The sequence below is a fragment of the Parasynechococcus sp. genome, from assembly GCF_042954325.1.
GTDB lineage: Bacteria > Cyanobacteriota > Cyanobacteriia > PCC-6307 > Cyanobiaceae > Parasynechococcus.
On record NZ_JBGKDS010000045.1, the window covers coordinates 1 to 20,404 of the forward strand.

Annotated in this window: 28 protein-coding genes; 12 read left to right on the forward strand and 16 right to left on the reverse strand. The window is 58.1% G+C overall.

Annotated elements, in window-relative coordinates; translation table 11 throughout:
* Window positions 1-181: 181 nt before the first annotated feature.
* Together ACGVKB_RS07075 and ACGVKB_RS07080 are read right to left on the reverse strand one after the other, a co-directional pair.
* Entirely contained in the window at window positions 182-955 is a 774-nt protein-coding gene (locus tag ACGVKB_RS07075) for an HAD-IIB family hydrolase (protein ID WP_392350565.1), read from the reverse strand.
* Window positions 952-2,685, reverse strand: a complete 1,734-nt coding sequence (locus tag ACGVKB_RS07080; protein WP_392350655.1) for an alpha-amylase family glycosyl hydrolase — start codon at window positions 2,683-2,685, stop codon at window positions 952-954. The genes ACGVKB_RS07075 and ACGVKB_RS07080 overlap by 4 nt, the downstream gene beginning before the upstream one ends.
* Before the next feature lie 73 nt (window positions 2,686-2,758).
* Between ACGVKB_RS07080 and ACGVKB_RS07085 the strand changes: the two genes are divergently transcribed.
* Genes ACGVKB_RS07085 through ACGVKB_RS07095 form a run of 3 tightly spaced genes read left to right on the forward strand, consistent with a single transcriptional unit; the run spans window position 2,759 to window position 4,882 of the window.
* Window positions 2,759-4,015 carry a glycosyl transferase gene (locus ACGVKB_RS07085; RefSeq protein ID WP_392350566.1) on the forward strand — a complete coding sequence of 419 codons (1,257 nt, stop codon included), beginning with the start codon at window positions 2,759-2,761 and terminating at the stop codon, window positions 4,013-4,015.
* 25 nt (window positions 4,016-4,040) lie between these two features.
* Window positions 4,041-4,238, forward strand: coding sequence for a hypothetical protein (locus ACGVKB_RS07090; protein ID WP_392350567.1), 198 nt, complete (start codon window positions 4,041-4,043; stop codon window positions 4,236-4,238).
* Window positions 4,239-4,240: 2 nt separating this feature from the next.
* The gene (locus tag ACGVKB_RS07095; RefSeq protein ID WP_392350568.1) at window positions 4,241-4,882 is read left to right on the forward strand and encodes a class I SAM-dependent methyltransferase; all 642 of its coding nucleotides are present in this window, start codon (window positions 4,241-4,243) and stop codon (window positions 4,880-4,882) included.
* A gap of 195 nt (window positions 4,883-5,077) precedes the next feature.
* On the opposite strand, the gene ACGVKB_RS07100 is transcribed toward ACGVKB_RS07095, so the two are convergent.
* Both ACGVKB_RS07100 and ACGVKB_RS07105 read right to left on the reverse strand, forming a co-directional pair.
* Window positions 5,078-5,572: a hemagglutinin gene (locus ACGVKB_RS07100; protein WP_392350569.1), complete on the reverse strand. Its 495-nt coding sequence runs from the start codon at window positions 5,570-5,572 to the stop codon at window positions 5,078-5,080.
* Between the two features lie 12 nt (window positions 5,573-5,584).
* Window positions 5,585-5,986 carry an OsmC family protein gene (locus tag ACGVKB_RS07105; protein ID WP_392350570.1) on the reverse strand — a complete coding sequence of 134 codons (402 nt, stop codon included), beginning with the start codon at window positions 5,984-5,986 and terminating at the stop codon, window positions 5,585-5,587.
* Between the two features lie 152 nt (window positions 5,987-6,138).
* Here ACGVKB_RS07105 and ACGVKB_RS07110 point away from each other — a divergent pair, with 152 nt between their 5' ends.
* Window positions 6,139-7,017, forward strand: a complete 879-nt coding sequence (locus tag ACGVKB_RS07110) for an LOG family protein (RefSeq protein WP_392350657.1) — start codon at window positions 6,139-6,141, stop codon at window positions 7,015-7,017.
* Here the strand turns inward: ACGVKB_RS07110 and ACGVKB_RS07115 are convergent.
* The 9 genes from ACGVKB_RS07115 to ACGVKB_RS07155 all read right to left on the reverse strand — a co-directional run bounded on the left by ACGVKB_RS07115 (window position 7,014) and on the right by ACGVKB_RS07155 (window position 14,707).
* The gene (locus tag ACGVKB_RS07115; protein WP_392350571.1) at window positions 7,014-7,547 is read right to left on the reverse strand and encodes a DUF924 family protein; all 534 of its coding nucleotides are present in this window, start codon (window positions 7,545-7,547) and stop codon (window positions 7,014-7,016) included. The genes ACGVKB_RS07110 and ACGVKB_RS07115 overlap by 4 nt on opposite strands.
* A complete protein-coding gene (locus ACGVKB_RS07120) occupies window positions 7,534-7,788 on the reverse strand; it encodes a hypothetical protein (protein WP_392350572.1) in 255 nt (84 codons plus the stop codon). The genes ACGVKB_RS07115 and ACGVKB_RS07120 overlap by 14 nt, the downstream gene beginning before the upstream one ends.
* Before the next feature lie 3 nt (window positions 7,789-7,791).
* Window positions 7,792-10,497 carry an AAA family ATPase gene (locus tag ACGVKB_RS07125; protein WP_392350573.1) on the reverse strand — a complete coding sequence of 902 codons (2,706 nt, stop codon included), beginning with the start codon at window positions 10,495-10,497 and terminating at the stop codon, window positions 7,792-7,794.
* 4 nt (window positions 10,498-10,501) lie between these two features.
* Window positions 10,502-11,680, reverse strand: a complete 1,179-nt coding sequence (locus tag ACGVKB_RS07130) for an exonuclease SbcCD subunit D (protein WP_392350574.1) — start codon at window positions 11,678-11,680, stop codon at window positions 10,502-10,504.
* A 7-nt stretch (window positions 11,681-11,687) separates the two neighbouring features.
* On the reverse strand, window positions 11,688-12,122 hold the full coding sequence (locus tag ACGVKB_RS07135; RefSeq protein WP_392350575.1) for a nuclear transport factor 2 family protein: 435 nt from the start codon (window positions 12,120-12,122) through the stop codon (window positions 11,688-11,690).
* Window positions 12,116-12,409 (reverse strand): hypothetical protein, encoded by a 294-nt coding sequence (locus ACGVKB_RS07140; protein ID WP_392350576.1) that lies wholly within the window; start codon window positions 12,407-12,409, stop codon window positions 12,116-12,118. Before ACGVKB_RS07140 ends, ACGVKB_RS07135 begins: the two co-directional genes overlap by 7 nt.
* Window positions 12,410-12,523: 114 nt before the next feature.
* On the reverse strand, window positions 12,524-13,432 hold the full coding sequence (locus ACGVKB_RS07145) for a DUF481 domain-containing protein (protein ID WP_392350577.1): 909 nt from the start codon (window positions 13,430-13,432) through the stop codon (window positions 12,524-12,526).
* Between the two features lie 160 nt (window positions 13,433-13,592).
* On the reverse strand, window positions 13,593-13,775 hold the full coding sequence (locus ACGVKB_RS07150) for a hypothetical protein (protein ID WP_392350578.1): 183 nt from the start codon (window positions 13,773-13,775) through the stop codon (window positions 13,593-13,595).
* Between the two features lie 110 nt (window positions 13,776-13,885).
* A complete protein-coding gene (locus ACGVKB_RS07155) occupies window positions 13,886-14,707 on the reverse strand; it encodes a PfkB family carbohydrate kinase (protein ID WP_392350579.1) in 822 nt (273 codons plus the stop codon).
* 136 nt (window positions 14,708-14,843) lie between these two features.
* On the opposite strand from ACGVKB_RS07155, the gene ACGVKB_RS07160 reads away from it, so the two are divergent.
* Window positions 14,844-15,059 (forward strand): hypothetical protein, encoded by a 216-nt coding sequence (locus ACGVKB_RS07160; RefSeq protein WP_392350580.1) that lies wholly within the window; start codon window positions 14,844-14,846, stop codon window positions 15,057-15,059.
* A 6-nt stretch (window positions 15,060-15,065) separates the two neighbouring features.
* On the opposite strand, the gene ACGVKB_RS07165 is transcribed toward ACGVKB_RS07160, so the two are convergent.
* Window positions 15,066-15,335 (reverse strand): hypothetical protein, encoded by a 270-nt coding sequence (locus ACGVKB_RS07165; protein WP_392350581.1) that lies wholly within the window; start codon window positions 15,333-15,335, stop codon window positions 15,066-15,068.
* 101 nt (window positions 15,336-15,436) lie between these two features.
* On the opposite strand from ACGVKB_RS07165, the gene ACGVKB_RS07170 reads away from it, so the two are divergent.
* On the forward strand, window positions 15,437-15,667 hold the full coding sequence (locus ACGVKB_RS07170; protein WP_392350583.1) for a hypothetical protein: 231 nt from the start codon (window positions 15,437-15,439) through the stop codon (window positions 15,665-15,667).
* Here the strand turns inward: ACGVKB_RS07170 and ACGVKB_RS07175 are convergent.
* Both ACGVKB_RS07175 and ACGVKB_RS07180 read right to left on the reverse strand, forming a co-directional pair.
* Window positions 15,650-16,429 carry a sulfite exporter TauE/SafE family protein gene (locus ACGVKB_RS07175; RefSeq protein ID WP_392350585.1) on the reverse strand — a complete coding sequence of 260 codons (780 nt, stop codon included), beginning with the start codon at window positions 16,427-16,429 and terminating at the stop codon, window positions 15,650-15,652. The two genes, ACGVKB_RS07170 and ACGVKB_RS07175, sit on opposite strands and share 18 nt — an antisense overlap.
* Before the next feature lie 4 nt (window positions 16,430-16,433).
* The gene (locus tag ACGVKB_RS07180; RefSeq protein ID WP_392350586.1) at window positions 16,434-16,931 is read right to left on the reverse strand and encodes a hypothetical protein; all 498 of its coding nucleotides are present in this window, start codon (window positions 16,929-16,931) and stop codon (window positions 16,434-16,436) included.
* A 78-nt stretch (window positions 16,932-17,009) separates the two neighbouring features.
* Here ACGVKB_RS07180 and ACGVKB_RS07185 point away from each other — a divergent pair, with 78 nt between their 5' ends.
* From ACGVKB_RS07185 to ACGVKB_RS07210, 6 genes are all read left to right on the forward strand, one after another.
* Entirely contained in the window at window positions 17,010-17,180 is a 171-nt protein-coding gene (locus ACGVKB_RS07185) for a hypothetical protein (protein ID WP_392350588.1), read from the forward strand.
* Window positions 17,177-17,650, forward strand: coding sequence for an ureidoglycolate lyase (locus tag ACGVKB_RS07190; RefSeq protein WP_392350590.1), 474 nt, complete (start codon window positions 17,177-17,179; stop codon window positions 17,648-17,650). Before ACGVKB_RS07185 ends, ACGVKB_RS07190 begins: the two co-directional genes overlap by 4 nt.
* A gap of 299 nt (window positions 17,651-17,949) precedes the next feature.
* On the forward strand, window positions 17,950-18,621 hold the full coding sequence (locus tag ACGVKB_RS07195; protein ID WP_392350592.1) for an SDR family oxidoreductase: 672 nt from the start codon (window positions 17,950-17,952) through the stop codon (window positions 18,619-18,621).
* A gap of 86 nt (window positions 18,622-18,707) precedes the next feature.
* A complete protein-coding gene (locus tag ACGVKB_RS07200) occupies window positions 18,708-19,202 on the forward strand; it encodes a DoxX family protein (RefSeq protein ID WP_392350594.1) in 495 nt (164 codons plus the stop codon).
* Window positions 19,203-19,223: 21 nt separating this feature from the next.
* A complete protein-coding gene (locus ACGVKB_RS07205) occupies window positions 19,224-19,868 on the forward strand; it encodes an alpha/beta fold hydrolase (RefSeq protein WP_392350595.1) in 645 nt (214 codons plus the stop codon).
* 89 nt (window positions 19,869-19,957) lie between these two features.
* Window positions 19,958-20,263 (forward strand): DUF1830 domain-containing protein, encoded by a 306-nt coding sequence (locus tag ACGVKB_RS07210; protein ID WP_392350597.1) that lies wholly within the window; start codon window positions 19,958-19,960, stop codon window positions 20,261-20,263.
* Window positions 20,264-20,404 lie beyond the last annotated feature (141 nt).

Here is a 20,404-nt window from a genome sequence, read left to right on the forward strand (position 1 = left end):
ACGCTCACAACTTCCCCCTCGACCTGGCTGCTGCTGAGTCCACTCCTGTGGCTCTGCAGGCACCTGCCATCGGTTGATCTGGAATCAACCTGTTCCTTCTGGAACAGAACAAACGATTCAGATCAACTGAATCGGAAAGCCCCCGCCTCACGGTGGGGGCTTTTTGTTGTGGGCTGTTGCGTCACAACAATTGCTGGACGGCTTGAGCCCAGCCCTGGGCATGGCTGGCTGGGGCCAGTTGAAAGCGACCGCTCTGCAATTGATCGGAGAACGCCGGGTGTGGGCCGGAGGCCCCTGGGACGACAACTGCGATGTCGGCGAGATTCAGCAAGGGCAGATCGTTGGGTGAGTCCCCCAGGCCAAGCACTTTGGCGTTCGGGGATTGCAGTTTGGTTCGCAGCTGCCGCAAGGCGTTGCCTTTGCTGACCGTCTTGCCGAGCAAGTGGGCCATCCTGTTCCCTTCGACAAGGCTTAGGCCCCGCGCATCGGCGAGAGCATGCAGTCTGGGTCTCAGGGAGGGCTGCACCGGGACAAACGGAACACTCCACTGACGGCGTTGAGCGGAGCGCAAGGTTTCACCTTCGAGTCCCAGCAGCGCTTTCCCTTGGATCTCTGAGAGATCTTCGAGGGCCAACAGTGGTTCATTCAGGGCTTCACTGAGCGCATCAAGTTCGGGACGCAGCTGCCCATGGCTTGGTCCGAGGCTGAGCGACCATTCCTCACCGTTGTCGGACTGTCCATGAATGGCGCCTCCGTTTTCGACGATGAAGGGATCGTTGAGTCCAGCTTCTGCGCGAAACGCGCGCACTTCTTCTGCGGTCTTGCTGGTGCAGGGAATGATTGGAATTCCCTTGCGCTGAAGGGCTGAGATCGCCTCCGCCGCCGCTGCCCAGCTGTAACTGTGATCCATCAGGGTGCCATCAAGATCGGTCACCACCCACCACTGGTCGCTCATCGCTGAGGCTCCTGCTGCAACCAACGCACTTCGAACGGTTTCAGCTGCAGTGCATTGGCCTGTTCCAACTTCGATTGCGGCTGGAGTCGATCACACCAAGGTCCAACGGACCCAGCGGATGTCAGATCGCTCGGGCGGAGACTCAGTCGGGATGGGGTGAGGTTGTGGATGGCCCAGATTGTGTCTCGGCCCTCCCCCCGCTGCAAAACGACCGCGTCTTCGCGGCTGTCACTGAGCACATCCATGGGGGAGTTGGGTTCAAAGGCGCTCAGGGTCGAGCGGATCGTCATGGCAGTCCGCAGCTGATCAAGCACGATGCTCGCGGGATCATGGGGATCTCGGAGCCGATTGTCCAGGGTGGAATGGCGGAATGTCGGTCGATTGAGATCGCGCCGATGGCCGGATCGACGGAAACCGGCCAGATCGTTGGGTGTTGCCAGCAGGGCCGGCAAATAGAAGGCAGGAATTCCCGGCAAGGCGAGGATGAGCAGTTGCGTGACCAGGAACCGCTCGATCTGCAGGTGGCCTGGATCAATGCCGCCATCGGCCATGGCCGACCACCAACTGATGTTGATTTCGTAGGGAATCTCGCTGCCGTCGGTGAGGCGGCGATGACTAATCAGACCGCCGCGTTGTTCACATCGGATCAGGAGTTGGATCAAACGGTTGTCATCCATCAGTCCTTCAAGGGGCCGCAGCCCCACGCCGTCATGGCTGGCGGTGAAATTCAGCAGACCGCTGTCACTTGGGAGTTGTGGCCAGCGTCGAAGCCATCGATTGAGTAAATCGGCCTTGCCGCTGATGGCGGCTTCGAGAAGCAGGGGTGGCAGAGGAAAGTTATAAGCGAGATGGGCTTCCTCACCACTCCGGAGGTAAGAGAGATTTTCTTGCTCTGGCACATTGGTTTCGGTGACTAAAACTCCAGAGGGCACGGCTTGATCGAGCAGAAGGCGCAGGACTTCCACGATCCGATGGGCTTCCGGTTGGTGGATGCAACTCGTGAAGGGTTCCTTCCAGATGAAGCCAACGGCATCGAGCCGGATCCAGGACACGCCGTGCCGACAGAACCGTTGCATTAAGTCGGTGAACCCCTTCAGTACGGCGGGATTCCTCCAGTTCACGTCCACTTGGTCAGGCCCGAAGGTCGTCCACACCTGTTGCGGGCCACTGGCACTGAGCAACGTCGTGAATAACGCAGAACTCCTGGGCCGGACCACCGCCTCCCAGCAGGGGTCGGGTGATCCGGTCAGGATGCAGGATCGTCCCGGCTCAGCCCCCTGGATGAAGTCCTGCACCCAGGGGTGTGAGGCTGAGATGTGATTCAGCACCAGATCAGCCATCAGGCTTCGACCCTCTGCGAGGGCATCCAGATCACTCCAGTCGCCGTGCTGCTCGGCCAGGTTGTGGTGACTGGACACAGCAAATCCACCGTCGCTCGTGGACTCCAGAAAGGGGAGGATGTGCACCACGGATGCCAAGGGCATCAGGTGGGTGTTGAGCACATCACGAAGCGTGGCCAGTCCCGCCCGCCCGTCGTCTCGGACGCTGTCTGCGTAGGTGATCAGAACGCAGGTGCTTGCATCCCAGCGGATTGGATTGTGGTTGATCGCTGACAGCTGCTCACAAGACTGCAGCAAATGCGACGACATCAAATCGAGGCTCTCGGAAGACTGCTTGCCGTAAAGCCTGTGGAGCAGAGAGTCCAAATTCTTTTTCGGCGTTCTCTGCATTGCCCCCCTATCTGCGGTCAACACCAAAGGTATGGGTCAGCTCTCTGCTTTTTGTTGTTTCAAGGGACACTGCATGGATTTTCAGCAGGGACTGATCACAACCGTCCATGATTACGGTCTGGGCAATCTCGATCCCATTGCCTTTCGCAAGGGGCTTTCGCGACGGCCAACAGCTCTGTTGATTCCATGCTTGATGGAGGAGTTCAGTCGTCCGGCTCTCAAGTTGATCCGTGAGGCTTTATCCCAGCTGGAAGGATTGCAATCGCTGGTCATTGCCTTAGCGGCGGATTCAGCGGAGGAGGTTGCGGCTGCGGAGCAGTTCTTTGCAGGCATGCCATTTCCAGTGCATGTGCATTGGACCAATGGACCAGCGGTCCGCGAGCTGCTTCTCTCCGTCAAAGAACTTGGTCTCGATGTGATGGGCCCCCCCGGGAAGGGATGGGCTGTCTGGCAAGGCCTCGGGGTCGCCTGTCAGGAGGCTGAAGTGGTCGGTCTGTTCGATGCCGATATCCGTACCTTTGGCCCGTCGTATCCCGAACGGATGTTGCGTCCCCTGCTGGATCCGTCCCACGGCGTTGCCTATGTCAAAGCGTTTTACAGCAGGTTGTCCCTCGAAACGAATGCCCTGCAGGGCCGGGCAACGCGTTTGTTTGTGGGGCCATTGCTCAGCAGCTTGGAGCAGATGTTTGGAACCCTGCCGTATCTCAGATATCTCCAGTCGTTTCGTTATCCCTTGGCAGGTGAATTTGCGTTCACAACAGATCTGGCCATGAATCTGAGAATTCCCTCCGACTGGGGGCTCGAGATCGGTCTGTTGTCTGAGGTGTACCGACATGTGGCCTCAAGTCGCATTGCCCAGGTTGACCTCGGCTTGTTCGATCACAAACACAAATCGCTTGGGACACAACCCTCAGAGGGGTTGCAACGGATGGCCAGTGAGATCTTCGGAACGGTCCTGCGGGGCTTGATGGAGCACGAAGGGTCCATTGTCTCGAGGGATCAACTGCCCACCTTGGAGGTGCTCTATCGACGGGTTGGTGAGGATCGAGTGCGGCAGTTTGGTCTCGATTCGGCTGTCAATGGCCTCCCCTACGATCGACATTCCGAGGAGTTGGCTGTGCAGAGCTTCTCAGGATTGTTGCGTTCCGGCCTGAACAAATTGCTGGAGGCACCGATTGCCCATCAGTTGCCCAGTTGGTCTCGGTTGAGCAGTTGTTCGGCGGGTTTGCAGGCTGACCTGGCCGAGGCCGGTTCCGCTGATCGTGCTCGCTTGCTCAAGCCCCGTCCGATCAGTCCAGAGCTTCTGCGAACACCGGCACAGGTGGCCTAGTCCGTTGACACGTGAAAATGGAGGCATGAGCGATGCGAGCCCCCACCTCCAGTTTGAGCTCGATCGTGACGCCATACGGCTGTTGCACCGATCGGTCTCCTTTTATTTGGAGAAATGGCCGGGGGGCCCCGACCCACGCGAACAGGAATCGCTTCAACGGATGAAAACCCTCCTGACCGCAGCTCTGCTGGAGTGTTCGTTGGAGCAGGACGGTGAGCGTTAAGGGTGGATGAATCGGACACGCTCCGCGACGCGTCCAGGCGCTCCGGACAGATGTTCTGGGATCAGCGTTTCTCTGAACGGGGCTATGCCTATGGTCAGGCCCCAAACCAGTTTCTGACGACACGGGTCCCTCAGCTGAGACCGGGTCATGCTCTGTGTCTGGCTGAGGGCGGTGGGCGCAATGCCGTGTATCTCGCTGAGCGTGGCTTCCAGGTCACAGCACAGGATTTCAGCGCTGAGGGTTTGCGACTTGCTGAAGAGCTGGCTGAGAGCAGGGGTGTTGCCTTGACCTGTCAGAAGGTGGATTTATCGGATTTTGAGCCGCCAGTCTCCAGCGTGGACCTCATCGTTGCCATCTGGATGCATCTGCCCCCGGAGTTGCGTATCAACGTGCACCGGCGTGCCTCCATGGCCCTGAAGCCTGGTGGCGATCTGATTCTGGTGGCTTACACCCCCAGACAGCTGCACCACCAGACCGGTGGCCCATCGATGGCGTCGTGGTTGCTGGAACCAGAGCAGCTTCGCCAGGATTTTGCCGACTGTGACTGCCTGGTCCTGGAGGAGGTGACGACGGTGCTTGATGAAGGCCCGGCTCACCAGGGTCTGAGTGCTGTGGTCAGGTTCCACGCCAGAAAACGGCGCTGAAGAACGGTTCGAGCGTCGCTACAACCAGAACAGTGCCACCAAGGCCTCGATGGGTTGGCTGATTGTTCTTGTTGTTCTTTGTCTGGTGTCCTGGCTGGGATGGAGATGGACGCAGGTTGAACAGCGCCGTTTGGCCAACACAGGTCGTCGTTTGGTGAAACGGCTAAGGCCTCCCTCCAAACGTCGCAAACACTTTCATTGATGCTGGTGTTCTCGACAGATATGGCCATCCTTCCAGCTCCAAACCCAGGGATCGATGGCCTTGGCCTGCTGCAGATCAGGGTGATCGTTCAAGCGCACCGGAATGAATTCGGTTCGAAAATCGAACTCAGGATCCCGGTGTGATTGATTTAGAACCATGCTGCCGCCGTCGTTGGAAACGGAGCGGTGGAAGGTTCCGATCGGGATTTGAAGTGCGCCCATGGCACGCACGAGTTCGATCACATGGTGGGGATGATCCCAGTTGGGATTCAGCAGGGTGAAGCGTCGTTTTCCTTCGAGCACCAGGTTGTGGTCCACTTGGTGCCGGTGAACGTAATACTGCTCACTACCATCGGCATCCGGGGGTGAGATGGCTGCCCCGTGGTGTGCAACAACATCGGTGCCGTTGCTCCCTGGTACCCCGGCATCGAAGAAGGTGACAGCTGGAGTTTCTCTGAAAATGTGAATCGGAATGAAGTGGAGTCGCATGTTTTTTCTCCCTTAGGCCCAGTTCAGTTCGATGTTGATGGTGGAATCAAGATTGCGTTTCACAGGGCAATCTTGGGCGACGCGTTGCAGCAACTTGCGTTGTTCCTTTGTCAGGTTGGTGGGAAGGGTGATGTCAACGCGCAGGGTCTCAATTCGTCGTGGAGGGTGTGTGGTCATCACCTTCTCCACATTGGCTTTCGCGTCCCCAAGGTCCCAGCCGCGACGTCGGGCCGTGATGCCCATGATGGTCAAGACACAGGTTCCCAGTGCTGTCGCAAGCAGGTCTGTCGGTGAAAAGCTCTCACCACGACCATCGTGATCTGTGGGGGCATCGGTCTGGATCTCGACACCGGATTGTTGATGGCGTGCGATGCAGTGGAGATCGCCTCCGTAGGAGCAGTGAATCGTTGGCATCATTCACCTCGCCTCGTTGTCTTTAGCTTCGTCGGCCTCGTTGTCGTGGAGACAGTGTGTTGGAAATTGTTGGTTAAGTTTCCGCCATGGATGAGGGACGCTTGCCCGCTCCGGGCCTTACATCCATGCACGTCAGAGGGGGAAGCATGGTGATGTCGTCATCGTCAACCTTTACTGAGCTGCTCAGTGAAGATTCCACGCGAGTTGCGGAGAATTTGACTGCCATCTTGCAATCGGACACCTACCAGCGTGCCCATCAAGATGCCGCATTGTTGGAATCCGATGCGATGCGCGGGGTGCGCATGCTGCTTGAGATGACGAAGCCTCAGGCGGTCTTGAATGACCATCAGGTTGACTCCACAGTCATCGTGTTTGGCGGTGTGCATGTTGTCTCGCAAGACCTGGCACAGCAGCGCTTGGATCGGGCCGTTGAGGCTCTGGCTCTTGACCCTGAATCGGCTTCGCTTCAGCGGGCTTGTTCGAGGGCTGAGCGTCTGCGGGAGTTATCCCATTTTTATGATGATGCCCGACAATTCGCTCAGATCGTGAGTTCACAAGCGGCCGATGACGGCCGCCATCATGTGATTGTGACCGGTGGTGGTCCAGGCATCATGGAAGCGGCGAATCGTGGTGCTTTTGATGTTGGCGGCCGCTCCATCGGCTTGAACATCACACTTCCGGGCGAGCAGCATCCCAATCCCTATGTCACGCCAGAATTGTGCTTTCTATTTAATTATTTTGCCTTAAGGAAATTCCACTTTGTGATGCGCTCTGCCGGTGCTGTTTTGTTCCCAGGCGGATTTGGAACGTTGGATGAATTGTTTGAGGTGTTGACATTGCGCCAGACCGGAATGAAGCGCTCGATGCCTGTTGTGCTGTTTGGTCGTGAGTATTGGTCGCGGCTGATTGACTTCGATTTTTTATCTGATTCCGGTCTGATTGCCGACGAACATCTCGAGTTATTCCAGCTGACTGACTCCGTGGATGAGGCGTGGCAGATCATCAAATCGTTCACGCCGAGCGATGGTTAACCCCGATCTGAGCCGTTCCTCTCCGGCGAGCGCTGACGGATGGGGTCCCGGTGGGGAAAACGGCCATGGCTTGCAATGATTTCGCGATATCGCCTGGCCAGGGCTGTTGTTCTCGGGTCGGTCCAGAGCTCAAACAATGGAACGGCTGCGGTCTGGATGCTCAGGTCCTCACTGTGCAAGCGCGGCATCAACCAGAACTGCCGCTTCGGGCGACTTGGTTCGGCGGCAATCCAACCGCAGACTTCCGCGAGGAGGCTGATCCGGAGTGCCATCGGGTCACCGGAGAACGCCCTTGGCTGATGCCGCCAGATCTGTCGAGTGAATTGATCGAGCAGAAGGACAAGGGCGAGAGCTGAGTCGGGGTGTTGCTCCCAATGCATCAGTTCGCCCTGGATCGCCTGCTTGACCCGATGCCCAAATCGTTCCGCGATGCATGCATCAAACTCGGGATCCGCGCGAAACCATTGAACGGGTCGGCACTCCTCGAACCAGAAGCTGAGGATGGACGCCGGTTCGTCAGCTGGGAGCAACCCGGCAGCCCAGTTGGATGGAACCTTCGTCGAGAAGGCGACCAAGGCGTTGGGCAACAGCCTCTTCAGTCCGACTGAATTGATTTTGGTGGTCGGTCACCCAGTTCATTTCACCATCGGTGATGACACCGGTGGAGATGGCTTCGAGAAAGAGTTCGCCGAGGGTCATCTGCCTCAAGTCGAGTCCCTGCAGGGTGGGTAGAACCTCGCGACTGTGCAGGGCTCCCTCATCTTTCTTCACGGCTTAAGTCGCATTCCCTTGGGGAGGCAGCTGGTGGATGACGTCGGCGATGGTGTTGTACGGCCTCGCATCACAGCTCAGAAGAATGATCTGCAGACCACGCTGCGCAGCGCGCTCAAGCATCGCTTTCAGGCCTTGAACTCTGTCTGGGTCACTGTTGGTGAACGCGTCATCAAAAACAAGCGGTAAGCAGTTGTCATGGCCTGGACGCAGAACGTCGGCCATGGCCAGCCGCACGGCCGCTGCCAACTGTTCACGCATGCCCCCGCTCAGCTCGCGGAAGTCGTAAGCAGCCGTTCCACGGCAGAGCTGCAAGCCATGGAAGCCGCTGCCCTGCTGGAAGTTCAGACGGCTGTGGGCCTGCTGGCCCAGCATCGGTGCGAGCAGGTTGTTGACTGCGTCGCTGAGAGGTTGGCTGTACCGCTGGGATAAGTCGTTCTGGGCTGAATGAAACAGCTCCTGAAGCAAGGTCTGCGCCTTGATGCGCTGTCTGAACTGTTGAAGCTCATCGTGGGCCGCCATGGCTTGCGCTTCGGCTTTCGCCAGCCGGTCGTAAGGATCACTGGCACTGATCTGGTCGCAGCGTTCCTTGCCGCGTCCACGACGATCGATCAGATCTTCCCGCCGCTTTTGCAGGGTCTCCAGTTGGTGGGAGGTGGATTCTGTTTCGGCGAACAATCGTTCGGCATCAAGGGCTTTCAGCTGTTGTTCGACATGGTTCACGGCCTGCTCTGCCACCCGCAAGGCCTTGTCCTGCTCGGCTTGTTCGTTGCGCTGCATCGCAAGGTCACCATGCTGTTCCACCAGGGCGGTCAGAGCCTGCTGCCGTTCGCTCAGATCGTTGTGCAGCAGTTTTGCTTCCGTTTCGGCATCGTGTTGATCGCGCCGATGACGTTGCTGTTCCGACCGTGTTCTCTCCAGCTGGATTTCGAGGGAGCGCAGCGTTGTTCTCAGGGTCTGCTGCTCTCGATGTTGGCTCTCGAGCTCTGCGCGCAGTTCCGTGTGATCTCTCTCTGTTTTGGCTGGGGCCTCAGCCTGCTGGGGTGTCGGCAACAGAGCCAGCTGCTTTTGCAGGGCCTGCTCCCGCTGTTCGAGTTCCTGAATCTGCGTTGGTGAGGGTGGGGTGATCGACTGGAGGGTCTGTTCCAGTCGCCGGTGCTCGCTGAAGGCCGTTTCGGCAGCCTGGAGATCGTTCAGTTGCAGAGCGTTCAGCTTGGTTTTCAGCAGCGCAGCATTGGTGTCGATGCTCTGTTTCAAGGAGCTGAGCGCTGCTCCACCATTGGGTTTGATGCTCAGATGAATGTTGGCACCGATGTGCACGTCGGACGGTTCATCGATGATGTGCTCTTCACCGACCGCCAGCGGTTGGCCGTTCAGGCTGATGCCTTGGTCGCTGCTCAGCACGGTCAGTCCTGAGGCCATGGCGCTGCAGCGGATCGTCGCCTCTCGAACCTGACGATCCAGGTTGCGCAAGTCATCCATTCGTGCCGTATCAAGGCTGGGCAGGGCGTCGCGTTCCCGACACAACCGCTGGTGTTGCCGACTCAGATCCCTGAGTTGCTTGAGGTCACTGCAGGTGCGCGCAAGGTCGTGGTCCAGTTGTCGACGCTGGATCTGTTGTTGAAGCTCCAGATTGCTTTGTTCCAAACGTTGCAGGGCTTGATCCGCCTGGCGCCGATTCGTCGTGAGCTCCTCCAGGGTCGTTTCAAGCTCGATTTGCTTGGGCCGTCCCGTAGCGAGGCGTGCCGCAAGACCCTCCAGGCGTTGCTTGCGTTGGACGATCTCCTGATGAAGAGCGTCCTGACGCTGGATGCGTTCGCTGGCCCTTTGATGTCGCAGTCGAATTGGATCCAGCGCTTTGATTGCAAGATCTTGCTGAGCCTTCAGTGAACGGATCTGCTCGAGCTTCTGCTGCTGTTGCCGTTGTTGTTCCGTCAGTTCGGGGATCAGTGTGGTGTCCAGGTGATGGAATTCCTGACTGAGCTTGGTGAGATCCGCTGTGGCTTCGTCAAAGTCCTGGAGTTGCTGTCGGGCCTGATCCAGCCTTTGATCGGCAGCATTGTGTGCTTCTTCCAACCGCCAGAGCGGTGAGTGACGTTTCACGCCGCGGCTGGTGAACTGTTCCGCCAGGGCCTGGTCCAAGGCCTGGGAGACCTGTTGATCGAGTCGCGATTGCTGCACAACCGCTCCACCATGGAATTCCAGCTGTTCGAGCAGACCATCGAGGTCATAGCGGCTGTCGGCGAGCGGGTTGTCCCCTGCTAGTCCCTGCATCACCCATAGGTGGGCCCATCGTCCAGGCAGTCCTTTGTTGGCCTGGCGGCTGCTGAGGATGGCCTCAACGCCGAGCAGCTGGGCCAGCTGGTCTTCGGCTGCCGGTCCCTTGATGACCTGACCCTGCCCCGACGTGGACTGAAGACTGACCTGACCTGAACTGCCGCTGAATCGCTTGCGCAGACGCCATTGCTGGCCTCGGGCTTCGAAGGCCAGGTCCACCGTTGGCATGCCGAGCTGCTGACGCGATTGCAGAGCTTCCACCGTCGCTCCGGTGGCGGAGGCCTTGAGGAACAGCGTTCGATGCAGGGCCTCCACGAGCGTGCTTTTCCCGCTCTCGTTCGCTCCGCCGATCACAGTGATGCCTGGAGAGAAGGTCAGCTCCAGCGATCGATGGACTCGAACGTTTTCAAGCTGGCAGTGCAGTAAGCGCATCGCCTCAGTCCTCGTGGATGCGGCTGATGAGCCGGTGCAATTCCACCAGGGCCAGATTGGCCAGCTCGCCCGTGCCCTCGGCATGGATCGTGTCTTGAAGCTGGGCCGCGACACGGGAAATCAAAGGGTTGTCCTGCTGGTCGATGAGCTCGTTTAGCTCACGGACATCCGGAGTCAGTTGAATCGTGCCTTTGACCCTCAGACGCAGCAGTCGGTCGTTGAGATCGCTGCAGAGTTGTTCCCATCGCTGTTGATCGACCAGGTTGAGCGATCCGGAAACTTCGAGTCGCAACAGATCACGGGCCACGCGACCGCTGAGCTGCTCTTTCAGATGGCGTTCCAGTTGATCGAGATCGCCTCCACCGTTGAGGGTCACAGCCATGGTGTGCCAAGTCAGCCCACCGGTGGGGAGGGGCCGTACCTGCGGATGTTCTCCTCGGGAGACCTCGACCAAGAGCACTTGGCTGCGTTGATTGGCGTTGCCGCGATCAAACCGATCCGGTTCTGGAGTGCCCGAATACCAGGTGGATGGCGTGACCTCCATCAAGCCATGCCAGTCGCCCAGGGCGGTGTAGTCGATGGCACCTTCAGGTAGGGCTTTGAGATCGAGGCAATTCAGCGCCTGGCCCTGGTCGTCGTCATCGGTGTCGTAATCCCGCGCCGAAAAACCTTGGACACCGCCGTGGGCGAGCAGGATCCGTGGTTTGTCTGTCGCGAGTCCATCCCAGTTGCGATCCCGCAACCAGAAGGTTGGATCACGGCTATCCCGTTGACGCAGCAGCGGACAAGGCAGAACAACGGCCTGATCGAGTTCCAGGGGTTTTCTGTTGAGAAGAACCTGGAGATTGCTCGCCAGCTCAGGTTGATGGCGTCGGAAATCATCGCGATGCCAGACGGATCCCGCCCCCCCGTGATCATGGTTGCCGGGAATCACCAGCACCGGAACGGCCATGTGACCGATGGCTTCCAAGACCTCCACTAAAACGCCACTGGTGGGGGTCGGTGAATCGAAAAGGTCCCCTGCCACGAGGACGGCGTCGACACTGTTCGTCAGCGCATGCTCGGCGATTCGTGCAATGACGGCGATGCGTTCCCTTTGAAGAATGGCACGCTTGCCCTCGTCTTGAATGCGCCTGTAGGGCTTGCCGACCTGCCAATCGGCCGTATGAAGAAAACGGAACACGGGTGAATCAGTCGATGAAACGCCCGTAAACCCAGCGGGTCAATCCACCCAAAATTGGCACAGGACCGAAGGTTGGCAGGATGAAGTCAAAGTAATCGTAGTGGTTGACAATGAGACCTGATTCGTTGAATTGAAGTCGTGTTGTCCCTGGGTAAATAAATTCAATTCCATTGATCTTGAGTCCCATTCTCCACTCGACAAAGGCGATATCGCTGTTTTTTACAACGTTAAGGGCTTCTAGGAATGTGTCGTCGCACCGACGCAATAAATTATCCTGTGCCTTGATGTAGGACTCGATTCCTGACTGTGTTTGTGTTGGGTCGACAAAGATGACATCCTCTGCATAGACAGCTCTCCATTGTTCGGCTGTCGGACCCGGTGATCCATAGGGTTTGCTGAACAATTCGTGCAGGCTGTCTTCGTTGAGTGGCGGCGTCAGCATGGTTCAAAGGCGGCGTTCACGGGGGGGCCTCCACCGGGTGGAATCGAGCATCCCGCAGGCAAGGCTGCCTCCTGAGTTGCCTCAGTGGTGGTGTCGTTCTCGGTGTCTTCGGTGGTGGCGTCGGCTTGTTGATCCCGTTTTGGGTTGACTGGATCACGCTTCTTGGCAGCTGTGGAATCCGTCTCCTCTTGGCTCCCCCAGCGATTGGGAATGATTGTTGCGGTGGGTGCAACCCGCAAATCTTCCGGAGGTTGCACCGTTCTCAGATCAATCTTCTCTTGCTGCATCAGCGAGAGTGTGAGCGTATAAGTCAGTGCCGCTGTTGCTCCAACGATACCGATTAGGACAACGCGTCCTCGGATTGGAAAAAGCGGCAGAGCCATACCTCAACAAGAGTCAGATTAAAGGTCTAAGCCCACCTGTGCTGTAACGGTGTTGTTCTGGGTTGGAGTTGTCATGCTTTGGTAGATCGACTGGAACTCCAGGCTGGTGAATAAACGACTCTCAGGGACTGGGAAGAGTTTCAGTTGTGCTGTGAATGTGTTCGAGGGTTTGATCTCTGAGGCAAAGGCTGCCGACAGACGATTGGCAAGATTGACTTCAACAGCCCGCCAGGGTGTCCAGCTCAGCTCCGCCGTGATGGTGCCTCCGGCGTAGCTGTTGTCGCAGTATGGGTCGGTTGAGCAGTCAGAACCTCCACCACTCCATTGCACGGAGGGGCCTGCCGAAAGGGTGAGTTCCGTTGTCTCGGTTTTGAGAATGGGAACACTGAGGCCGAGTGAGGCGAGCACATCATCGGTTCCCACATCATTCAACGCATTGCGTTGGTATGTGCTGAGGGCGTAGAGCCCTAGACCGCGTTGGAGTGTGCGGTCGTAGCGAAGGCTGAATTCACCCTTTTTGGTTTTTATTTCTGGCGATTCTCCTTTGTTTTGGCTTCGGCTGTAGTTCGCTGCGGCTTTGAATTCGAGTTTATTGATGTCATCCCGATAAGCCGAAAGCACTTTGACGTTCCCGCTCAGCGTGCTGTCGCCATCTTTTCCGTTGGCATTCAGGCCCGCGGAAATGGAGCTGGACCAAGGTTGTTTGGGAGCTGTCGGTTGAATGGCGTCGCGGGGAATCTCCACCCGTCCAAGTTGCGGATGCATGAGCACTTGGGTGGTCTCAGTGGATTCCTCAGGAACCGGAGTTCCTGTGATCGTGTCACCGTTGCGCAGCTTGAGGGACAAGCTGGGCTCAGCGGCCAGGACCATGCAGGAGCTGGCGAAGAGGGAACAACCGGCGATGCCGATGCTGATGGGGCGAAGCATGGTGGTGTCTTTAGCTGAAAAAGCCTTGAGATTGCAGCCAAAGGCCAATGGCAATCAAGGGGCCGAACCCTGCTAACAGCAGAGTGATCTTGAGGCGCAGGGGGGAAACCTGAGCATCCTTCTGCCTGAGAGCCATCGGTTGTTCTGAGGGTCTGTGACCTTAAGGGGTGCTGTCCATGTCTTGCCTCACCCATTCCGTGGCAGCCCGCTGGCTTTGCCAGGCCTGAAGCAGCTGTTTGGCGATCGCCTGCAGCTGCTCTCGATCGGCGGTGGCATCGATGGCGCGATTCATCCGCTCAACCTCGAAGCGTTGGGTGATGGAGAGTTCGATCGGGCGATCCACGGTGCATCCAGGAACTGGGGCAGTTATCCCCTGGACAACACAACTCTGAGGTTGTGGTTACGACAGATTGCGGCAGTTGTGCGTCGATGCTGATCGATGGATGCGGGGGGTCAACGTTCAAAGGGTCCATGCCATGTCGTGCATCGTGCGCCGACTGTCGCTCCGAGGGTGATGGCTTCATCCACGGACCAGCCCGCCGCCAGCCCTGCGGTGACTCCGGCCGCGAAGCTGTCGCCGCATCCGTAGCTGTCGATCGCCGGACCCGGTGGAGGGGTGGCCGGGTAGTGACCTCCGGGGCTGAGCCGACCACCTCGATTGCCCTCCGTGGCGATTTGCCACCGGGGAGTTGGAAAACCAAGCGGTTGGCGGAGCTGTTCGTCGGGATCCAGTCCGCTGCCAATCAGGGCATCCAGGCTGATCGCGGCCTCCTGCAGGGTGGTTTGACGCAACCGAGGCGTGGCCGTTAGCACCTTGGCCTGGCGCGCCAGGACAAGTGCCTTGGCATCGGCTGCGGAAGCAAAGACCCCATCACAGCGGCTGAGTTGTTGCCATGGGAGGGGATCGCCCGCCTCGGGTTGAAGCCGTTTTCCGACCACGGTGATGGCCCGATCTCCAACGCCGTCCACCATGCTGATCCCCTGTCGTGTTGGTTCATTCCGCCAAGCGACATGGGGTTCAACGTTGAGTTCCTTCAACCGTTCCAGGCTGCGCTCTCCGATGTCATCGCGGCCGAGGGCTGTGAAGAACCGCACCCGTGTTCCGCTGAGTTGGGCCATTTGAACGGCAACGACAGCTCCGGCGCCACCGACCTCTTCGAAGCTGGACGCAGCATGGGCAATGCGCCCAGCCTGTGGGAGTTGATCGACCTGCAGAAACGACATCCACTCCAGATGTCCGACGACGGCCAGGGAAAGACCCGAAAGTGTATTCATCCGAACACCAGAGTGCGGGGCATTGTCGCTATAACGATTCTGTAGCGGTTGCTACCCATCGTTCACTTCGCTCCGGCGAAGCGCAGTACGACTGACGCCATGGAACGGGGACGTCGGTCTTTCTTGGACGCGTTTCATGATCACTCTTCAATACCGCGGGCAGGCCTATGCCCGTCACGATGCCGCCGCCGAGCAGCTTCACTACGACCGCAGCGCCTTTGAGGCGCGGCAACGGCAAGCAAGGCCGGCTCAGGAGCTCACCTATCGAGGACGCTCTTACCTGGCTGCAGGCCACGATCCTGTCGCCTCCCATGGCCAATTCTGCTATCGAGGTGTGTCTTACAGCCGCTGATTACAGCTACAGCTCGTATTCCTCTTCAAAGTTGGTGATCAATTCGCGGTATTGACTTAACAATTCTTCTGTTTCCTCGCAGAAGCCGTCGGTGGTGTACTTGGCAATCAGATTCACCACCGTTGATCTCACCTTGCCGAAGGCTTCCAGGTATTCGGCCTGGATGTCTTCTTCGCGAATGTCATGGATCAACGCTGTGATCAACTCAATTTTGCGTTTGGAGGCGGCCATATCCGCTTCCATCTCTTTATTCAGTTTGCGGCGTTTCTTCGGCATCGACCGTTTTTGCAGATGATGAGACTACGGGATGCCCGGCGCGGTTTCCACGCCGGTGGACAGCATTGTGCTTAATCTTCTGGGATCACCTCCACGGCCCTGTGAATTCAACCCTGCGCGGCATCACGTACGTCTCTGCTTGGGTTGTGATCTGGGGCACGGTGGCGTCCTTGATGGATTGGATGCTGTTGACCGGAGAGGTCTATGAAACTGGAACCAGTGGCCAGGCCTTGACGTTTGTGGCCTATGGGGCCGCTTCCGTGGTGATGGCTGTCCGTTTTGCGCCGCGCTTCCTCGCTGAAGACAGCAACGACTCAAACACTGCGGATTAAGAGCGAGATCCCCATCACCAACGCGAGCAGTTCGAATCCTCGCTTGACGAGTCGGCTGCCCCGCTGAAGCGAGAGGTGGGCGCCGATGTAACCACCGAGCAAGGATCCCAGAACCAGCATCGGAACCCAATCCCAGCGGATCTCACCCAGGACGCCGAGCACCAGGGCACCGGTTCCGTTCCAGAGCAGGCCCACCAGGATCAAGGTGTGGGCAACGGCTCGGGTGTAACTCAGCCCGTACCAGCTCACGAGCCAGAGGGTGACGAACAGTCCGGTCCCGGAGGTCAGGGATCCGTTCAGGACCCCGATGATGAAGAGCCCGAGCCCCCCCATGATTCGCTGGGTTGTGGACAGCTGGTGGCCACGCTCCTCCTGTCCCAGCTCCGGTCGGCGGTTGGAATACAGGCCAAGCCCCAGGGTGAGCACCCCGAGTGCTCCAGTGGCCCAGCGATCCGGGATCGCAAGAACCAGATGGGCTCCCAGCCACACGCCCGGTACCCCAGCCACGATCATCACCAGCGTCAGCTGGGGATCCAGACTTCCCTCTCGCCAGTGACGGCCAGCGGCTCCAAGGCCGAGGGCCACGCTCGCGAGCTTGTGGGTGGCCAGAGCCATGGCAAACGGCAGACCGAGCAGGATCAGTGCCGGAAGCTGAACCAGACCAGCACCGCCCCCGGCAAAGGCCGAAAGAGCATTGGCGACAAGGGCGATCAGGCCGAGGCCGAGTTGGAAAACGGCCTCCAGAAGCGGCTCGGTGTGCATCAGCTCAGGCTTGCGTCAGAAATGCGATCGGAACGCTCAACGTCACGATGTCCTGCGGCTCTCCGGCAAGGATCGCGACCAAGGCAACGTCGCGCCGGGCGTGGGCCGCTTTGGACTCCAGCACGAAGCTGGTGGCATCTTCGATGCTCCAAAGCGCCTGCCCACTTTGAAAACGTTCCTCTTTGTACTCCTGCCAGATCTCTGCAAAGCGGTCAGAGTCCGGACCACTGATCGATTCGGTCAAGGCGTGGTTGAACCCCACGACGGAGGCCCGCTCATACACACGCTGGATCAAGGGATGTCCGAGGGTTGAGGAGGCTTTGACGATGGAATTGATCGTGCCGACCGGCGTCACCAGAAGCTTGGGAGGGTGCTTTCTTGCATCGATCACCCCCACCGGGAGACTTAAATCCCACTGGGGGTGACCGCTGACGCTGCAGGCCAGATCAAAGAGGCCCATCGCGCACTTCTTCACAAGGGCCTGAACCTGTTGGAGATCCATGGCTGTTCTCCTGGGGGATGGTTGGTCGCGGTTGGCCCCGCATCCTTGGCAGGATTGGAACCAGGCAACGCTCGACTGATGTCTCTGATCCAGATCTACCTCGATGCTGTGACGCATCAGGTGATCACCCGCGAAGAACTGGGGTACCTGGCTGGTCACCATGATCAGTTCGATGCCACGGAACTCAAGTTGTCGGCACGCTTGGAGACCCTCATCCGGTCGGGGTCGATCAGTGTCGGCTCCCGGTGAAGCCCCTCTCCCCCGTGTCCGTCCACGATCCAAGGGTTGCCGCCTGTGCTCAGCCGATCCTGGCGGTCGATGACATGACGCCCGCAGGGGCCCAGGATCCGCAGCTGTCGTTCGAGTCCGGAACTCCCCTGCGTTACTACCTGATGCGCTTGAGGCGCCGGGCCGCTGTGGTGGGTGCTTTAACGCGCCATGAGCGCGCCACACAATGCTTGGCCTCAGCTGATGCCAAACCGTGGTGGATTGTGCTCGCTCCACCGGATCGGTCACCTAGTGATCTGTCGACGGACGATCTGCTGTTAATTCGGCTGGAGCCAGATCAGGGTCTTAAATTAAATCGTGGCTGTTGGCATGCAGGCCCTTTCTTTGAGCAGACCTCGGCCTTGTTTTTTAATTTGGAGTTGGCAGATACTAATATTAATGATCACGGATTTCAGTCTCTCGCTGTTCAAGTGCAGCTTCAGCTGAGCTGATTGAGTTGTGGCTGGGCTTGGTTTGTTGTTATGGCAATGCAACCACGCCAGACCAAGTCTGCAGAATGTCAGGCGCCCCTTGGGTCAAAGCAGAGATGCTTGTCGCCGAACCAATGGCGATGCCAATCACCAATCCGATGGCGAAGGTAATGGGTGTCAGCATCTTGTTGGGCCTTTGTTGCTCCAGGTTCAGTCTGGAGGGAAAGCAAGGGATCCGCTCTCCATCGTTGCAGGCTTGCAAAAAGATGTTGTTTGATCGTTCGCATCGGTAGGGTCCAGTCGCCAACAGAGCCAGTGGGATGTTGACCACAGTCGCCGTCAGCGGGGCATCGGGAAAGACGGGTTTTCGGGTCGCCGAGGAGTTGCTGAAGGGGCCGTTCAACCCCCGACTTCTTCTACAGCCGAGTTCAGTCGTTCCTCCCTCCCTCTCGGAGGTTGACCAGCGTCGTGTCCGGCTGTCCGATCCGGTTGGTTTGGAGGCGTCACTGCAAGGGGTTGATGCCTTGGTGATCGCCACTGGGGCCCGTCCTTCCGTGGACCTGTCGGGTCCGATGCGCGTCGATGCCTGGGGTGTTCAGCGTCAGATCACCGCCTGTCAGCGCGTTGGTGTCTCCAGGGTGGTTTTGGTGAGTTCGTTGTGTGCAGGGCGGCTCCGGCACCCCCTCAATTTCTTTGGTTTGATTTTGCTTTGGAAGCGGGTGGGTGAACGCGCCCTTGAGCGCAGTGGGCTCGATTGGACAGTGATCCGGCCCGGTGGATTGAGTGAACGGGAAGAGGGGCTGGAGACGGAAGGTGTGGTCTGGACAGGACCTGACCAGCAGGACAGCGCGTCGATCCCACGGCGTTTGGTGGCCAGATGCTGTGTTGAGGCCCTTGAAACTCCGGAATCCATTGGCCGGATCCTTGAAGTGACGAGCTCTGCTCAGCAGCCGCCGGGAGCGCTCCAGGAACGCCTGACTGGAATTGAGTAGAAAGACTCATTCCGCCCGCGATGCAACAGGACGAGCCACGGGCTTAAAGAAACTTTTTTAAGTTCTACGAACTGTTGGTTGAGCCCATGCTCCGTACCGTCCTGGCGCGTCCCGTAGTCGGCGACCTTGGATTGCTGTTGCTTCGGGTGTTGACAGGTGTTCTCCTCATCCATCACGGATACGAGAAGCTCGCCAACATTGAGAATTTTGCTGACGCTTTCGTTCGGCCGCTGCATCTACCGTTTCCCATTGCACTCTCTTACCTCGCAGCCTTCTCTGAAGTGATCGGTAGTTGGCTGCTGATCACTGGCTTGCTCACCCGTTTCGGTGCGCTGGCCGTTGCTGGAACCATTTCGGTCGCGATTTATCACGCCATCGTCACGGCTGGTTTCAACATCTACTTACTCGAGTTGCTTGGGCTGTATTTCGCTTCAGCAGTTGCAGTTCTTGCCATGGGCCCCGGCTTGTTCTCAATCGACGAATTGATCTGCCGCTGGAGCGAGCGCACCCAAACGGAAGCCTCGATGGTGTCACCGTCGTCTCCTGATCTGGCAGAGGCCGCGGCTTCAACCCGTTCATGATGGGGTTTTGAACGGTTTTCGGTGATCGAAGGCGATGTTCTGATCGATGGATCGAATCAATCTCCGTTAACGCTTCTTCTGGCACATGGAGCCGGAGCTGCCATGGATTCCTCCTTTATGGAGTCCATGGCTTTCGGTTTATCTGCCCATGGCTGGAGGGTCATTCGCTTCGAGTTCCCTTACATGGCGAAACGTCGGCTGACTGGCCGGCAATGTCCCCCTGACCGTTTTGAACTCCTCGCGCGTCACTGGTCAGAGCAGGTGGACGCATTCAGCCAGTCCGGCCCAGTTGTGGTGGGCGGTAAATCCATGGGTGGCCGCATCGCCAGTGTTTGTGCTGATCAATGGTTTGAGGCCAAGCAGGTGCTTGGCTGCATCTGCCTGGGGTATCCCTTCCATCCTTTGGGTAAGCCTCAGCAATTGCGTGTTGAGCATTTCAAACAGATGCGAACACCGACGTTGATCGTCCAGGGAGAGAGGGATCCGATGGGACGTCGTGATCTTGTGGAGACGCTTTCTTTGTCCGACGCTGTTGAGGTCAGCTGGATGCCAGACGGTGATCACAGTTTTAAGCCGCGGAAGGCTTCCGGCCGAACCGAAGCGATGAATCGATCAGTTGCCATCGATGCAGCTCACCAGCACATGCTCCGGTTGCTTCAGAGCTAAAGCAAAGATGAAGAGCCTGATTTTCGTTGCGGTTCTGACATCTTTTGTGTGATTTAAGGGCAATTCTGGTCCTAGAAATTGTCTTTCAAATGCAGGAGTGTTCCTATCGGAATAACACCCCGTCCATGGTTGTTCTCAAATGTATTGGGATTAACAGCTTTTATCTCGAGCGTGTGGTGATGCCAACGGAAGTTTTCTTGTTCACAGCTCCTGTCGATGCCCGTGTGGAGCTTTGGCGTCTCGGTCAGGGTGGTCAAATCTGTCAAGAACGCTCAGACGTCACCGATTTTCAATTAGATCAGTCCCCCTCGCCACAGGGCCCGACGCCTGATCTCCAGTCGGAGCATGCAGCGGTGGACAGCGGGCTTGGTCAACGCTCCGTCACGCTGTTGTGACAGTTGGCTCGGCTTCACTTCCGAGCTTCCCTTCATGGACGGGTGTTGTCACCTTGAAGGGGTGAGGAGGGCTTCTGAGGGTGGAAACTAGGCCACACCCCAGGAACCGACCAGACCCTGCCTTTGGCGGGGTCTTTTTAT

Excerpts from the sequence above, each read along its gene's own strand:
- ACGVKB_RS07075 (WP_392350565.1), bottom strand. The coding sequence starts at position 955 with ATGAGCGACCAGTGGTGGGTGGTGACCGATCTTGATGGCACCCTGATG.
- ACGVKB_RS07080 (WP_392350655.1), bottom strand. The coding sequence starts at position 2,685 with ATGCAGAGAACGCCGAAAAAGAATTTGGACTCTCTGCTCCACAGGCTT.
- ACGVKB_RS07085 (WP_392350566.1), top strand. The coding sequence starts at position 2,759 with ATGGATTTTCAGCAGGGACTGATCACAACCGTCCATGATTACGGTCTG.
- ACGVKB_RS07090 (WP_392350567.1), top strand. The coding sequence starts at position 4,041 with ATGAGCGATGCGAGCCCCCACCTCCAGTTTGAGCTCGATCGTGACGCC.
- ACGVKB_RS07100 (WP_392350569.1), bottom strand. The coding sequence starts at position 5,572 with ATGCGACTCCACTTCATTCCGATTCACATTTTCAGAGAAACTCCAGCT.
- ACGVKB_RS07105 (WP_392350570.1), bottom strand. The coding sequence starts at position 5,986 with ATGCCAACGATTCACTGCTCCTACGGAGGCGATCTCCACTGCATCGCA.
- ACGVKB_RS07110 (WP_392350657.1), top strand. The coding sequence starts at position 6,139 with ATGTCGTCATCGTCAACCTTTACTGAGCTGCTCAGTGAAGATTCCACG.
- ACGVKB_RS07125 (WP_392350573.1), bottom strand. The coding sequence starts at position 10,497 with ATGCGCTTACTGCACTGCCAGCTTGAAAACGTTCGAGTCCATCGATCG.
- ACGVKB_RS07135 (WP_392350575.1), bottom strand. The coding sequence starts at position 12,122 with ATGCTGACGCCGCCACTCAACGAAGACAGCCTGCACGAATTGTTCAGC.
- ACGVKB_RS07140 (WP_392350576.1), bottom strand. The coding sequence starts at position 12,409 with ATGCAGCAAGAGAAGATTGATCTGAGAACGGTGCAACCTCCGGAAGAT.
- ACGVKB_RS07145 (WP_392350577.1), bottom strand. The coding sequence starts at position 13,432 with ATGCTTCGCCCCATCAGCATCGGCATCGCCGGTTGTTCCCTCTTCGCC.
- ACGVKB_RS07155 (WP_392350579.1), bottom strand. The coding sequence starts at position 14,707 with ATGAATACACTTTCGGGTCTTTCCCTGGCCGTCGTCGGACATCTGGAG.
- ACGVKB_RS07160 (WP_392350580.1), top strand. The coding sequence starts at position 14,844 with ATGATCACTCTTCAATACCGCGGGCAGGCCTATGCCCGTCACGATGCC.
- ACGVKB_RS07165 (WP_392350581.1), bottom strand. The coding sequence starts at position 15,335 with ATGCCGAAGAAACGCCGCAAACTGAATAAAGAGATGGAAGCGGATATG.
- ACGVKB_RS07175 (WP_392350585.1), bottom strand. The coding sequence starts at position 16,429 with ATGCACACCGAGCCGCTTCTGGAGGCCGTTTTCCAACTCGGCCTCGGC.
- ACGVKB_RS07180 (WP_392350586.1), bottom strand. The coding sequence starts at position 16,931 with ATGGATCTCCAACAGGTTCAGGCCCTTGTGAAGAAGTGCGCGATGGGC.
- ACGVKB_RS07185 (WP_392350588.1), top strand. The coding sequence starts at position 17,010 with ATGTCTCTGATCCAGATCTACCTCGATGCTGTGACGCATCAGGTGATC.
- ACGVKB_RS07195 (WP_392350592.1), top strand. The coding sequence starts at position 17,950 with ATGTTGACCACAGTCGCCGTCAGCGGGGCATCGGGAAAGACGGGTTTT.
- ACGVKB_RS07200 (WP_392350594.1), top strand. The coding sequence starts at position 18,708 with ATGCTCCGTACCGTCCTGGCGCGTCCCGTAGTCGGCGACCTTGGATTG.
- ACGVKB_RS07210 (WP_392350597.1), top strand. The coding sequence starts at position 19,958 with ATGCAGGAGTGTTCCTATCGGAATAACACCCCGTCCATGGTTGTTCTC.